We start from the raw sequence: 15,224 nt of genomic DNA on the forward strand, positions 1-15,224 counted from the left end.
ATTGTGTAGGCGTACAGCAGTTTCTGTTTAAATTTGTAGCAACTGTCCAACTATGCTGAACTGTTTGTAATAATAATCCTCGCTCCCATGACGGTGCGAGGATTATTTATTTATTTATTAAAATAATGGAAGTATACCTTGAATGAAAATTATCAATATCGCAATGGGTGCTACATAGCGGATCAAAATATACCAAATGTTAAACATTAAACTCGACGAAGCAAGCTCCCGACGTGAAATATCTTTAGTATAGTAATAACCTGCAAAGATGGAAATGAGTAAAGCACCAATTGGCATACCAACACTATTCGTAATAAAGTCAACAAAATCGAAGATAGAACGATCTAAAATTTGCACATCGGATAACAGACCAAATGATAAGGCACTTGGAATTCCGAAGATGAAAATAATGACCCCACCAATCCAGGCAATTTTTTTACGTTTTTCAGGCTTATCTCCAATCGCTATCGCAACAACAATCTCCAGCATCGAAATGGATGAAGTTACTGTGGCAAATAGTAAAAGGATAAAGAAAATAGTTAAGAACAGGCCACCGAGCGGTAATTGTTGAAAGACAGCTGGCAAAATGATGAATACCAGACCTGGTCCTTGATCAGGTGTATAACCAAGTGCAAACACTGCTGGGAAAATGACAAGTCCTGCAAGTAGCGAAATGATGATATTCATAGAGGCTACATTTATAGCTGAATTACCAATTTTCTCCGTTTTCGGCAGATATGAAGCATAGGTAATCATGACCGCAATACCGACACTTAACGAGAAGAATGCTTGTCCGAGCGCCTTTAAAAATGTTTCGGCATTCAAGTAAGACCAGTCAGGCACGAACATGAATTTAACGCCTTCCATTGCACCATCTAGTGTTAATGATCGGACAACTAATACGATGAAGAAAATGAATAGTAGTGGCATCATCCATGTACTCGCTTTTTCAATGCCGCCTTTAATGCCCCCAGAAACAATCGCGATGGTTAATAGTAAGAATAAACCTTGCACAAGCACCGCTTCGAATGGGCTAGAGATAATGCTGCCAAACATATCAGCGTAATTGGTATCATTACCACCACTATTTAGCTGAAACGTTAGTGCACGTCCTAAGTAACTTAAAATCCAACCACCAACAACGCTATAGAAAGATAAGATTAAACCAGCAATAATCATGCCGCCCCAACCTATCAAATACCATGGTTTTCCTGGTGCTTGCTCTTTGAATGATGTCACGGCATCCTTTTGTCCCCGACGACCAATCATAAATTCAGCAATTAATACCGGTAAACCGATAAAGAACGTACATAAAATGAATAGCAGAATAAATACACTTCCACCATTTGTCCCCGCCATATAGGGGAATTTCCAGATTGCCCCTAGCCCGATGGCACTGCCAGCCGCTGCTAGGATAAATCCAATTTTAGATGTAAATTGATCTCTCGATGACACGAAAATAAAGCCCCCTTATACTAAAGTTTTATTTTACCGCAAAAATTTCATAACACAAGGCAAATATCAGAAAATTTACTATAAATTCACCTGCATCCTGCGATAAAGGGTTCAACCAGTGTAACAGGCTACAATGCGACAGTTCTAATGGTCTACCAGCCCGATCTATCAGAACTTTTACTAGCATTTACCTAAGTAATCCAAATTCATTTAAATATGTAACAATTAGGAGGGAAAGTTCGTTACATACACACAAAGCAATAAGGGGGGAGAACAATGCCGGAGTCTAAATTAATTGAACAGGCACAGCAAGGCGACAAAGAAGCCTATATCGAACTAATTCGTATACATCAGCGAACAGTTGAAAAATTCGCCTTTCAATGTGGAGTACATAGCAGTGATTTAGCAGATGTGTCACAGGAGGTGTTTGTAAAGTTATATCGCTTTTTGCATCAATTTAAGCAGGATCGTTTTACCACATGGCTCTATAAAGTCACACTCAATGCGACACGAGATTATTATCGAAAGGAGCAACGGGAGCTAGCAAAAGAGGCGTTGCTAGGCACACTGCAACATATTCCTAGTGCTTCAGCAGAAAGGCATGTCCTTAATTTTGAGGAAGACAGGCTATTACATAATGCCATTCAAGCACTCGATGAAAAATATCGTTATCCTCTCGTATTATTTTACTTTCATGAATTGAAGTACGAGGAAATTGCAGAGGTGCTCGGCATTTCCTTGTCAACAGTGAAAGTTCGTATTTTACGTGCAAAAGAAAAACTTAAAGTAGTTTTGTTAGAGGAAGGGAGTGTTGAAAATGGATGAGCAACAATTTGACAAACGCATGGCGCTCTTAAAAAAATCGTATGATCGCCTAGAACCCCAATTAGATCCCGTAGATGTATTCGCGCAAATCGAAGCAGAGAAAGCTCCCCCACCTCAGCACATTGTTTCCTCACCACAGAAGCACTCAAAGAAATGGCAAAAGCCAGCTGTTTTGATAGCGAGTATTGCAAGTGTGCTCTTAGTTGGTGTGTTGGCGACACCATATGTAATAAAACAGCCAGAAAATGTACAGAGTGAAGTATCACAGAAGCCGGCTCCGAAAAAGGTTGGAAATGAGGATTGGGTTGAAAATATAACTAAAAAATATAATAGTAAAAAAGAGCAAATTAGGAGAGAGTTGAAAGTTTCTATAGATGAACTGACAGCATTTGATTTTATAAAGAATGCAGATTCAACTTTAGATTTTTATACAAAAAGTAATATGCATTTGCTTTCAAGTGATGTCGAATATTTAAAGAGTACTGAAGAAGTTATTTTCAATGAATTGATGACACCAAAGAGGGCGTTGGAAAGGATTAAAAAATATAATAAATTAACTTTTGACGAATCGTATGAAGTTTATAGCTTATACGTAAAATCTGTTGCAGAACTTGAGATTTTTTACAGTAAGCTCCTTGAACCGTATGCACACGTTTTAATGAAGACAAAAGATAGAGATCAGCTACCTTCAGATTTAAGAGCAATTATTGAAGCGGCAAACAAACAATTTATGGAACTTCAAATAGATGAAGAAGGGGTATTTTACTTTAAAGCAAATCCAATAGATGGGGAATTTGCACCAAACTATATTAATCAATTACATCCAGATATTTTCGGTTTTTTTGAGTATTTACAAAAGGGAAATTTATTATTAGCGGATGACTTACGCTACACACGAGAAGAAACCGTGAAATCCTTAAAAATAATGGAGCGCTCATTACTAGCAAATGTGAATGCAGGATCACCTAATTATAAGTTAATAAGAAAAAACTTCGAAAGTACTTGGCTGGCGTTATTAAAAGGTACTGATAATTATCCTGCTATGACGAAGAAGGGTAAAATTAATGAACAATATATTGAATTTTTACAAAAGTTAGCTGATGGTAGCTATGGTGAGGTAATGAGAGTTTGTGCTGAAAAAATCTTGAAAGAATTACAACGGGACGGATACTCTGAAACATTGGCACAATTATCTTCTTTTGAGATTTGGAAGACACTATTGCAGAGACGTGAAGAAACAATAGGCTATTTAAATGATAGTGATTTTAGTATTGTTGACATGGATAGATTACAAAAAGAACAAATTAAGGCAATATATGAGCAGTACACAAAGAACGATGATGAAGCAATTATTAATCAACTACGCCCTATTAATATAGTTGCGCTCTATTTATATGCAAGCATCGTTGGAAATGATTCAGTGCAAAGGTCATTATTGATGCAAGATGCAAAAATTGGTGCAAGTACACTACAAGAAATTAAGAGTTTGGATGTATTTAGTGAGTTAGGTGAGTATGATGGTATTCAACCAATAGTGGCGGTCCGCGTTACTAAAGGGTATCAGGAAAGGTATGGCAGACAGTTTATTATAAAAGTAACGTACAATAAGGATGGTCATTATCGTATCACAGAGATTATGGATTGATAAGACGATTTTTTGCCCCACTTATTTACATATGTTATAATTTAATGTGATATATACGTAGCAAACATATAGAAAGTGGGCAAAGGTTATGGTAAAAAAATATGAATTAGGAGACGTGTTGACCGGAAAAGTTACAGGTATTCAACCGTACGGTGCATTTGTAGCACTTGATGAAGAAACACAAGGCCTTGTGCATATTTCCGAAATTACGTACGGCTTTGTAAAAGACGTGAGTGAATTTTTATCGGTTGGGCAAGAGGTAGAAGTAAAGGTACTTGAGATCGATGAAGCGGCCGAGAAAATTAGTTTATCAATGCGAGCTTTACAAGAACGCCCTACAACGTTACGAAAAAAAGATGCACCACCACGTAAATCATTGCAGGACCGCGTAGATGAGTCAGATGCTAATGGCTTTAACTCCCTAAAAGACAAATTACAAGACTGGATCGAACAGTCAGGACATTAAAGAAATGAGGATGCCTCCATATGTAGGCATCCTCATTTTTTTTTTTGAACTCTTTCAACTGAGCAGCATTTCTTAAACCTAAGCTATTGTTTTTTGATTTTTCGTAATCGATATTGTAGGTTTTGTCGACTCATACCAAGCGCACCTGCAGCTTTTGTAATATTACCCTCATATAAATTCAATACATTTTGCACATAATAGGATTCGGCTTCACGTAAATAAGCATCGAGCGGCATGACATCATTTTGCTGCTGAAACATAAAGAACTCCGGTTCTCGATCTGATGTGTCATGCTGCTGTACTTTGAAACGGAAATGAAGCGGTAGCAAGTCATGGGTAACCGTTGTCTCAGTTGTCATAAACGATACAATTTCATCCAGTAATAACTCAAGCTCCTTTAAGTTTCCAGGCCAATCATATTGTAAGAATAATGTTTGAACATCAGGTGCAAGATCCTGCACATTTGAAGCAAATCGTTCACGATGTCTGCTAAAATAATCAGCAATAAACGGTAGAATATCTTCTTTTCGATCCGTTAAATTGGGAATTGTAATAGCCATTGTTGCGAAGAAATAATAGAGCGATTTTGAAAGCTTCTTCTGTGCAATTAATGCAATTGGATCACTGCCTACGCTACCAATCAACATGTATTTTGACTGTGGAAAGGATTGCAATAATTCTAATAATTGTTCTTGTACATCAAGGCTTAAAAAATCAATACGTTCAAAGAAAAATGTATACGCCTTGTCATCTCGTAAAAGCTCTTTCACTTTATCAAGAACCGATTGCGCAGAACGTCGACTAAATAGTGTTATAAATGCCTCTGGATCGGGCGAAGCGGCATGGTGAATACCTTCTGCTACTAAATCCTTTCCAGTGCCAGATTCTCCAATCAGTAAAACGGGTAATTTGACGGCGGCAGCTTTTTTTGCATTCGCGATAACCTGCTTCATCGTTTCGGAAACAGCGGTAATCATATCAAATGTTAAAGGTTCATCATAGCGACGCAGAGGCTGATACACTAATTTTTCGAGTGATGTAATATCGCGTGCAAATTCGATGGCTCCTATTAGTTTGTTTTTTTCAAAAAGCGGAAATGTATCATTAATAGTGGTAATTTCATGCCCATTTTTATTCCAATAAGTTTGCTTTACATTTATTTCTTTCATCCCAGTTTGTAAAACACGCATTAAAGTACTTTCATGTTGACGAAAAGAAAATAGTTCAATAATTGAGCGATCAGCTAATTCATCAAAATGAAATCCCTCAATTTCCTTCATTTTTGTATTATAGATAATTGTCTTACCAGTCACGTCAATTGCATGGATACCAACGGATACATTCGTTGCAATAAAATCATAAAAAGGTAGTAAAGGTTCTGAATTTTTCATAAAATTTGCACCTCAAAAATTTTTTACTTGAAATATGCAACAAAATTTTGCATTATAATAAGTGTAAGAATATTCTATACGCAAAGAAAATTTGCGTCAATGTTTTTTGCACACTAAACTTTTACATCTCACAAAGGGAGGATTTTAGTATGATTCCATACAAACACGAACCATTTACAGATTTTTCTCAAGAGGCAAACTACAATGCTTATCTAGAAGCATTAAATAAAGTAGAAGGTTATTTAGGGCAAGATTACCCACTGATTATTGGTGGGGAACGTATTACAACAGAAGATAAAATTGTTTCTTATAACCCTGCAAAGAAAACAGAAGTGATTGGTCGCGTATCTAAGGCGAACCAAGAATTAGCTGAAAAAGCAATGCAAGTGGCAGATGAAACATTTAAAACATGGAAAAAAGTAGATCCAGCAGTTCGTGCAGATGTGTTATTCAAAGCAGCAGCGATTATTCGTCGTCGTAAACATGAATTCTCTGCATTATTAACAAAAGAAGCTGGTAAACCTTGGAACGAGGCAGATGCTGATACAGCAGAAGCAATCGATTTCTTAGAATACTATGGTCGCCAAATGTTACGTATTAAAGACGGCCAACCTGTTGAAAGTCGTCCAGGTGAATACAACCGTTATGACTATATTCCTCTAGGAATTGGTATTGTGATTTCACCTTGGAACTTCCCGTTTGCAATTATGGCAGGTACAACAGTAGCAGCTCTAGTAACAGGGAACACAGTATTATTAAAACCGGCTTCAACAACGCCTGTAGTGGCATATAAATTCATCGAAGTATTAGAGCAAGCTGGTCTCCCAGCAGGCGCAGTGAACTATGTACCAGGTTCTGGTGCAGAAGTTGGTGATTACTTAGTTGATCATCCGAAAACACGTTTTATCAGCTTCACAGGTTCTCGTGATGTTGGTTTACGCATTAACAAACGTGCAGCAACACATAACGATGGTCAAATCTGGATTAAACGTGTAATCGCTGAAATGGGCGGTAAGGACACAATCGTAGTCGATAAAGAAGCAGATTTAGAACTTGCTGCACAATCTATTGTAAAATCAGCATTCGGCTTCTCAGGTCAAAAATGTTCAGCATGTTCTCGTGCAGTAATCGTAGAAGATGTCTATGACACTGTTGTTGATCGTGTACAAGAGCTAACAAATGCATTAACAATTGGTGACCCAACAGACTTCAGTAACTTTATGGCAACTGTTATTGACCAGGCAGCATTCAATAAAATTACAGAGTATATCGAAATCGGTAAAAATGAAGGGCGCCTGGTTGCAGGTGGTACAGCGGATGACTCAGTTGGTTACTTCGTTCAACCAACAGTGTTTGCAGACGTAGATCCTTCAGCACGAATCATGAGAGAAGAAATTTTCGGACCTGTCGTTGCTATTGCGAAAGCGAAAGATTTTGACGAAGCAATTGCAATTGCAAACGATACAGAATATGGCTTAACTGGAGCGGTGATTACAACTAACCGTATGAACTTAGAAAAAGCTCGTGAAGATTTCCATGTAGGTAACTTATACTTCAACCGTGGTTGTACAGGTGCTATCGTTGGCTATCAACCATTTGGTGGCTTCAACATGTCTGGTACTGACTCTAAAGCGGGTGGCCCTGACTACTTACAACTGCATATGCAAGCTAAAACAACTTCAGAAATGCTTTAATTTTTAACGCTATAAAAAGAGAGCTTCCATAATAGGACATCATTGATGAGAAAGGCGGGCTTTGTAAAAAGTCTCAGCCTGTCTCTCTTTTATAGAACTATTATCATGAAGTATAAGGAGAGAATACTATATGACAAATTCACAACAAGTTATTGAAAAAACGCAAAATTATGGTGCTGCAAACTATCATCCACTGCCAATCGTTATTGCAGAGGCTGAAGGTGCATGGGTAACAGATCCGGAAGGTAACAAATATTTAGATATGCTATCTGCTTACTCTGCTGTAAATCAGGGACATAGACATCCGAAAATTATCGCTGCGTTAAAAGAGCAAGCTGACAAAGTAACATTAACTTCTCGTGCTTTCTATAGTGAAAACTTAGGTGAGTGGTATGAGCTTGTAGGTAAATTAACAAATAAACAAATGGTATTACCGATGAATACGGGTGCAGAAGCAGTAGAAACAGCGTTTAAAGCGGCTCGTCGTTGGGCATACGATGTAAAAGGTGTAGAAGATGGCAAAGCAGAAATAATTGCATGTAATGGGAACTTCCATGGGCGTACAATGCTTGCTGTATCATTATCATCTGATGAAGAATATCGTCGTGGTTTCGGACCGATGCTACCAAATGTAAAGCTTGTAGATTACGGTAATTTGGAAGCACTTAAAGCAGCGATTACACCAAATACAGCAGCATTTTTAATTGAACCAATTCAAGGGGAAGCTGGTATTGTCATTCCTTCAGAAGGTTTCTTAAAAGCTGCTCGTGAACTATGCCGTGAAAACAATGTATTATTTATTGCTGATGAGATTCAAGCTGGTTTAGCACGTACAGGTAAAATGTTCGCTTGTGATTGGGAAGATGTTGAACCAGATATGTACATTTTAGGGAAAGCTTTAGGTGGCGGTGTATTCCCAATTTCTTGTGTAGCTGCAAACCGTGACATTTTAGGCGTGTTCAACCCAGGTTCACATGGCTCCACTTTCGGTGGAAATCCTTTAGCTTGTGCAGTCTCTATTGCATCAATTAAAGTATTACTAGATGAGAAACTAGCAGAGCGTTCACATGACCTTGGCGAATATTTCAAAGGAAAGCTTCAAAATATTAATAACCCCGTTATTAAAGAAGTTCGTGGTCGTGGATTATTTATCGGAATGGAACTAACAGAATCAGCACGTCCATACTGTGAAAAGCTAAAAGAATTAGGTTTATTATGTAAAGAAACACATGATACAGTAATTCGTTTTGCACCACCACTTGTCATTTCACAAGAAGATTTAGATTGGTCAATCGCGCAAATTGAAAAAGTTTTTAAACTTTAACAAAATGTTCACATTTTAATTCGGAAGTGTGTTACAATGATGCCGATATACTATCATTAATAAAAACAAAGAGGCGATTTAATATGTCTGAAAACTTAAATCTGTTCACATCAACTCAAGATGTCATTCAAGATGCTTTAAATAAACTTGGTTATGACGAAGCAATGTATGAATTATTAAAGGAACCACTTCGCATGCTACAAGTCCGCATCCCAGTTAAAATGGATGACGGTACAACAAAAGTATTCACTGGTTACCGAGCACAACATAATGATGCTGTAGGACCGACTAAAGGTGGCGTACGCTTCCACCCAGCTGTTTCTGAGGAAGAAGTTAAAGCGCTTTCAATGTGGATGACATTGAAATGTGGGATTGTTGATTTACCATATGGCGGTGGTAAAGGCGGCGTTATTTGTGACCCGCGCCAAATGTCTATGGGCGAAATCGAACGCCTAAGCCGTGGTTATGTTCGTGCAGTGAGTCAAATCGTAGGACCTACAAAAGATATTCCAGCTCCAGACGTATTTACAAATGCACAAATCATGGCTTGGATGATGGATGAATACAGCCGTATGGACGAATTCAACTCACCTGGTTTCATTACAGGTAAACCACTTGTACTTGGTGGTTCTCAAGGTCGTGACCGTGCAACTGCACAAGGTGTAACAATTGTTATCGAAGAAGCAGCAAAAAAACGTGGAATTGACATTAAAGGTGCTCGTATCGTTATTCAAGGTTTCGGTAACGCGGGTAGCTTCCTTGCAAAATTCATGCATGATTTAGGTGCAAAAGTAATCGGTATTTCTGATGCTTATGGTGCACTCCATGATCCTGAAGGTTTAGATATCGATTACCTATTAGATCGTCGTGATAGTTTCGGTACAGTAACAACTTTATTTGAAAACACAATTTCAAACAAAGAATTATTAGAACTTGATTGTGATATTTTAGTGCCGGCTGCTATCGAAAACCAAATTACTGCTGACAATGCGCATAATATTAAAGCAAACATCGTAGTAGAAGCAGCAAATGGTCCAACAACTGCTGAAGCAACTAGAATTTTAACAGATCGTGGCATTTTACTTGTACCAGACGTATTAGCTTCTGCTGGTGGTGTTACAGTTTCTTACTTTGAATGGGTTCAAAATAACCAAGGTTATTACTGGACTGAAGAAGAAGTAGAAGAACGCCTTTACAAAAAAATGGTTGAAGCCTTTGATAATGTTTATACAACAGCGACAACACGCAACATTAACATGCGCTTAGCTGCATACATGGTAGGTGTTCGCCGCACTGCAGAAGCATCTCGCTTCCGTGGATGGGTTTAATCAATAGATAAATGATAAACGAGACATTCCCAACTAATGGGATGTCTCGTTTTTTTCTGTTTGTGGCTCTTTTTGCGAAGTGACGGATATGTTCGTCGAAATGACGGATAAAATCATCAAAGTGACGGATAGAATCGCTGAAACGACGGATAAGGTCATCAAAGTGATGGATAGAATCGCCGTAAAGACGGATAAGTTCATCAAAGTGACGGATAGAACCTCTAAAGTGACGGATGAGGAATTAGCTGTGCCTATTCCTGAAAAAATATACATCGCCTATTCTAATTACATGATACATGTATAGCATAATGCTTAAATCTTTGCTTTCGCTGTTATAAATATGAGAAAATCCAAGTAGAAAGGGGCGATTTCCATGAATTCATTTACATTCTATAATCCTGTTAGATTACACTTTGGTGAAGATGCGCTAGAAAGATTAGCAAAGGAGTTAGCGCAATACGGTAATAAGGTGTTGGTTGTATATGGCGGAGGCAGCATAAAGAAAAACGGCGTATACGATGCTGTGATAGAGAAATTACAACAAGCGGATAAAACGATTTTTGAATTGAGCGGTGTTGAGCCGAACCCTCGTGTTGAGACAGCCCGTCTTGGCATTGATATTTGTAAAAAAGAAGGTATTGATCTTGTCCTTGCTGTTGGTGGAGGGTCCGTTATTGACTGTTCAAAATTAATAGTAGCTGGTGCAAAATATGATGGTGATGCGTGGGATATCGTCAAGAGAAAGGTAATTGCACAAGAGGCGTTACCACTAGGAACAGTATTAACATTAGCTGCAACAGGTTCAGAAATGAATTCTGGCTCTGTTATTACGAACGCTGTAACCGAAGAAAAGTTAAGTTGGGGTAGTCCGGCGGCATTCCCGCGTTTTTCAATTTTAAATCCGGCCTACACTGTTTCGGTACCGAAAAATCATACAGTTTACGGTATCGTTGATATGATGTCACATGTATTTGAACAGTACTTCCATAATGCGACGAATACGCCAATCACAGATGAAATGAGTGAGGGTGTCTTGCGTACAGTAATTGCTACAGCTCCAAAACTAATGAAGGATTTAGATAATGTTGCGTTACGCGAAACGATTCTATTAGCTGGAACAGTTGGTTTAAATGGCTTTTTATCGATGGGTTCTCGCGGCGATTGGGCATCACATGATATTGAGCATGCGGTATCAGCGATTTATGATATTCCACATGCGGGCGGTTTAGCTATTTTACAGCCACATTGGATGCGTTTAAGCGTACCGATAAATCCTGAGCGTTTTGCTGGTATTGGGGTACGTGTCTTTGGTGTTGATGAGAAGGGTAAAACAACAGAGGAAGTGGCTTATGAAGGAATCGACCGTCTATCCGCATTTTGGACATCTTTAGGTGCTCCAAACCGCTTAGCAGATTATGATATTGATGATTCGAAATTCAATCAAATTGTTGAACATGCTATGCATAATGGACCTTTTGGTAACTTTAAAAAGTTACAGGAAGAAGATGTACGTACGATTTTACAGAATGCAAGATAGTAGATAGGGTTCCTGTTTAGGAAGTAATGAAAGGTGAGGTAATGCCTTTCGTACTTCCTTTTTTTATTTTTTCACCTACTGGTATAAAATAATAGCCAACTGCCTGAAGTCGGGCAATTGGCTAAATCGATTTAATGTTAAATAGTGGGCCTTGTGGGCTTGTCTGCAACGTGTACCCAGTTTAATAAACCATCATCTTCATCAAATAAAATGGCCACTTTTGATACGCCTTTTTGACTTAAAATAACTGCTGTTAAATGGTCGCGTACATCATCTAGGTACGCAAGTGATAAATTAGCATCGGCTTCTGCAACTAACTCAACATGCAAAAACTCACCTTCTTTAACAACCTCTAGACGTACAATATCTTTAATATTTGGATCCTCCATTACGAGATGAGCGATATGGTTAAGCATTTCCTCATCCGTTTCACCGATAACGCCACGGGCATTATCAAGAAATATCTTGCCAACTACATAAAACATCATACAGCCGATAATCATTGACACGAGTCCTTCGATTCTTGCCCACCCTGTAAAGTGTGCAATTAAAATAGCAGCAAATGCTAATACATTCCCAGCTGTGGCTACTAAATCTTCCATAAACACTAATTTTGTTGCTGGTTTTGCGCGCTTCAAATAAGTAAATGCTTTAGTAATAGTAGCTAAACCAGCTTTTTCTTGCCCAGCCTCATGCAGCACTTCGACAGCTGCTTTTGCAAGGACTATGCTCTCTAACACAATCCCGATAAATAAAACACCAAGTGCAATGAACATTCCTTTTGATTCACCAGCTGGATGCATAAAATGATGCCAGCCTTCTTTTACAGTTTCATAAGAAAGAATCGCTACTATAATGACGGCGAATAGACAAACCAGATTAACAATTCGACCAAATCCTGCAGGGAATTGCTTCGTCGGCGCTTTTTTTGAAAGAGCTGAACCAATATAAACAAATAATTGGTTTGCTGCATCGCCAAGGGAGTGCATCATTTCTGCAAACATGGCAACATTCCCTGTGAAGGAGAAGGCAACGCCTTTAATGATTCCTAGAAATGCATTGACACATGCAGCCATAAGGGAGGGCTTATTACCATCTTTTAATAGTTTCAATAATTCTGCCATAGAAGTGTCCTCCAACTAGTTTAAAATTTCCATTTCAATTTTTTCTACATAAGATAAGGCTCGCAATGAACGATAAAACGACAGTAAGTTATCCGAGATTATTAACGATAGTCGTAAATCTAATTCGTGTAAAACAGTATCATTTCTTAGTGGAATATCTTTTATGCGCATGTTTTCGATAATAATATTATTTTCCTTTAGAAATTGAAGAAAAGATTCAGCATGGCAATCATCGTCAATTTGGATTTTTAATGATATTTCTCTCATTCGAATACGTTTTGGTCCGATTTTCATAAGAAATGGCGATAACACTTCAATACCAAAGACAATGATAATAACTGCTAATGTAGCATCCATATAGAAACCTGCGCCAACTGCTATTCCGATTCCAGCAGCTCCCCAAATCATCGCGGCAGTCGTTAATCCCGAAATGCTATCGTTACCACGTCTTAAAATAACTCCTGCTCCAAGAAAGCCGATGCCACTTACGACTTGTGCTGCTAAACGAAGCGGATCCATTGTGATATTAATATCTGCTCTTGGGGGTGTTGAGTATGCAGTCTCAATCGAAATAATTGTCAGTAGACAGCTGAACGTCGCAATAACTAAGCTCGTTTTCAATCCAACAGGCTTCTTTTTTAATTCCCTTTCAATACCGATTACTAAACTTAATGTGGCTGCAATAATTAATTTTATGCCAACTTCATATGTAATCATATTTTCCAATAGTGTATCCATTCTCAACCCTCCACCGATATTTCGTATTGCTAAGAGATATGCAAGCTGTCATTATTATATGTACATTACTTTTTTGTATTGTACATCACGGAACTAATGATGTATAAGCATATTTGAAGCGGAGGTGGAATTCAATGGAGCAACCAAAAATTCATCCATATATCCCAATTTTTATTGGCGTTATTTCTGTATCCTTATCTGCTATTTTTGTGAAGTTAGCAAATGCAGAGGCGGGTATCATTGCCTTTTATCGGATGTTGTTTTCGGTGATAATTATGGCGCCGCTATTTTTATGGAAATATACTGCTGAGTTAAAACAATTATCGAAGCGGGATTGGTTGTTTTCTTCAATTGCAGGTATATTCTTATCATTTCATTTTATTCTGTGGTTTGAATCACTTAATTACACATCTGTTGCAAGTTCCACTGTTCTTGTGACGCTACAGCCACTATTTGCGTTTGTTGGTACATATTTTTTCTTTAAAGAAAAGATTACTGTAAAAACCATTTTTGCTGGTGTGATTGCCATTGTCGGAAGTGTATTGATTAGTTGGGGAGATTTTAAGTTAAGTGGTTCGGCATTTTATGGAGATATGCTTGCACTTATCGCTTGTGCACTCATTACGGCTTATTTATTATTTGGTCAAGATGTACGTAAACGGCTATCTCTTGTGACATATACCATGATTGTTTATGTGGTAAGTACCATTACGTTGTTTTTATATGTACTTATTAAAGGAGAGTCATTCGGTCCTTACTCAACAATCGATTGGATATGGTTTATTTTATTAGCGATTGTACCAAATTTATTAGGCCATACATTATTTAATTGGTCTATTAAATATGTTAGTACAAATGTTGTTTCAATTGCTATCTTATTTGAACCAATTGGTGCGGCGGTGTTGGCGATTTTTATTTTCCAAGAGTATTTAATCGCTACGCAAATCATTGGTGGTTTAATTGTTATATTAGGTATAATCTTATTTATTATTGATGAAAATAAGATTTTAAAGTTTTTTTCTAAAAAAGCTTGATTTACAATAAAAAATGTTATATATTATTACTTGTCCTTAACAAGAAGGATTGCTTAAGAAAAATATTTCGAAATAGTTGTTGACTTCTTGTTAAACACAAGTTATGATAATAGAGTCGCTGAAATAAATCGACGACAACATGAACCTTGAAAACTGAACAAGCAAAACGTAATCAATAAAGTTTTCAGTAACGAACTTCGGTGCGTGAACAAAACAAAATTTTGGACATCAAAAATGATGCCAGCAAAACAATTTGAGCTTATCAAATTTCTTTTATGGAGAGTTTGATCCTGGCTCAGGACGAACGCTGGCGGCGTGCCTAATACATGCAAGTCGAGCGAATGATGAGGAAGCTTGCTTCCTCTGATTTAGCGGCGGACGGGTGAGTAACACGTGGGCAACCTACCTTATAGTTTGGGATAACTCCGGGAAACCGGGGCTAATACCAAATAATCTCTTTTACTTCATGGTGAAAGACTGAAAGACGGCATCTAGCTGTCGCTATAGGATGGGCCCGCGGCGCATTAGCTAGTTGGTGAGGTAACGGCTCACCAAGGCGACGATGCGTAGCCGACCTGAGAGGGTGATCGGCCACACTGGGACTGAGACACGGCCCAGACTCCTACGGGAGGCAGCAGTAGGGAATCTTCCACAATGGGCGAA

Annotated in this window: 13 protein-coding genes and 1 other annotated feature; of the genes, 9 read left to right on the forward strand and 4 right to left on the reverse strand. The window is 38.1% G+C overall.

The genetic code is table 11. The features are described from left to right. Positions 1-117 precede the first annotated feature (117 nt). Positions 118-1,455 carry a sodium-dependent transporter gene (locus H131_RS02755; RefSeq protein ID WP_010857523.1) on the reverse strand — a complete coding sequence of 446 codons (1,338 nt, stop codon included), beginning with the start codon at positions 1,453-1,455 and terminating at the stop codon, positions 118-120. Between the two features lie 276 nt (positions 1,456-1,731). Here H131_RS02755 and H131_RS02760 point away from each other — a divergent pair, with 276 nt between their 5' ends. The 3 genes from H131_RS02760 to yugI all read left to right on the forward strand — a co-directional run bounded on the left by H131_RS02760 (position 1,732) and on the right by yugI (position 4,391). Next, positions 1,732-2,280, forward strand: a complete 549-nt coding sequence (locus tag H131_RS02760; RefSeq protein WP_010857524.1) for an RNA polymerase sigma factor — start codon at positions 1,732-1,734, stop codon at positions 2,278-2,280. Next, positions 2,273-3,925: a hypothetical protein gene (locus tag H131_RS02765; protein ID WP_010857525.1), complete on the forward strand. Its 1,653-nt coding sequence runs from the start codon at positions 2,273-2,275 to the stop codon at positions 3,923-3,925. Before H131_RS02760 ends, H131_RS02765 begins: the two co-directional genes overlap by 8 nt. An 88-nt stretch (positions 3,926-4,013) precedes the next feature. After that, positions 4,014-4,391, forward strand: coding sequence for a S1 domain-containing post-transcriptional regulator GSP13 (yugI, locus tag H131_RS02770; RefSeq protein ID WP_010857526.1), 378 nt, complete (start codon positions 4,014-4,016; stop codon positions 4,389-4,391). Between the two features lie 83 nt (positions 4,392-4,474). On the opposite strand, the gene H131_RS02775 is transcribed toward yugI, so the two are convergent. Next, a complete protein-coding gene (locus H131_RS02775; protein WP_010857527.1) occupies positions 4,475-5,782 on the reverse strand; it encodes an AAA-type ATPase lid domain-containing protein in 1,308 nt (435 codons plus the stop codon). 149 nt (positions 5,783-5,931) lie between these two features. Here H131_RS02775 and pruA point away from each other — a divergent pair, with 149 nt between their 5' ends. The 5 genes from pruA (at position 5,932) to H131_RS02800 (ending at position 11,665) form a co-directional block, all read left to right on the forward strand. Further along, positions 5,932-7,476 (forward strand): L-glutamate gamma-semialdehyde dehydrogenase, encoded by a 1,545-nt coding sequence (pruA, locus tag H131_RS02780; protein ID WP_010857528.1) that lies wholly within the window; start codon positions 5,932-5,934, stop codon positions 7,474-7,476. 130 nt (positions 7,477-7,606) lie between these two features. Next, positions 7,607-8,800, forward strand: coding sequence for an ornithine--oxo-acid transaminase (locus tag H131_RS02785; protein ID WP_010857529.1), 1,194 nt, complete (start codon positions 7,607-7,609; stop codon positions 8,798-8,800). Positions 8,801-8,883: 83 nt separating this feature from the next. Then, a complete protein-coding gene (locus H131_RS02790; protein ID WP_010857530.1) occupies positions 8,884-10,128 on the forward strand; it encodes a Glu/Leu/Phe/Val family dehydrogenase in 1,245 nt (414 codons plus the stop codon). An 88-nt stretch (positions 10,129-10,216) separates the two neighbouring features. Beyond that, positions 10,217-10,432, forward strand: coding sequence for a hypothetical protein (locus H131_RS02795; RefSeq protein WP_010857531.1), 216 nt, complete (start codon positions 10,217-10,219; stop codon positions 10,430-10,432). A gap of 69 nt (positions 10,433-10,501) precedes the next feature. Then, positions 10,502-11,665, forward strand: coding sequence for an iron-containing alcohol dehydrogenase (locus H131_RS02800; RefSeq protein WP_010857532.1), 1,164 nt, complete (start codon positions 10,502-10,504; stop codon positions 11,663-11,665). Between the two features lie 137 nt (positions 11,666-11,802). Here H131_RS02800 and H131_RS02805 read toward each other — a convergent pair whose 3' ends face one another. Together H131_RS02805 and H131_RS02810 are read right to left on the reverse strand one after the other, a co-directional pair. Beyond that, a complete protein-coding gene (locus H131_RS02805) occupies positions 11,803-12,789 on the reverse strand; it encodes a cation diffusion facilitator family transporter (RefSeq protein WP_010857533.1) in 987 nt (328 codons plus the stop codon). A 15-nt stretch (positions 12,790-12,804) separates the two neighbouring features. Next, positions 12,805-13,527, reverse strand: coding sequence for an MgtC/SapB family protein (locus tag H131_RS02810; RefSeq protein WP_010857534.1), 723 nt, complete (start codon positions 13,525-13,527; stop codon positions 12,805-12,807). Between the two features lie 134 nt (positions 13,528-13,661). Between H131_RS02810 and H131_RS02815 the strand changes: the two genes are divergently transcribed. Further along, positions 13,662-14,561, forward strand: a complete 900-nt coding sequence (locus H131_RS02815; protein ID WP_010857535.1) for a DMT family transporter — start codon at positions 13,662-13,664, stop codon at positions 14,559-14,561. 318 nt (positions 14,562-14,879) lie between these two features. Beyond that, positions 14,880-15,224: a sequence feature (16S ribosomal RNA rRNA prediction is too short), on the forward strand.

Source organism: Lysinibacillus sphaericus OT4b.31 (assembly GCF_000392615.1).
In the GTDB taxonomy this organism is placed as follows: domain Bacteria; phylum Bacillota; class Bacilli; order Bacillales_A; family Planococcaceae; genus Lysinibacillus; species Lysinibacillus sphaericus_B.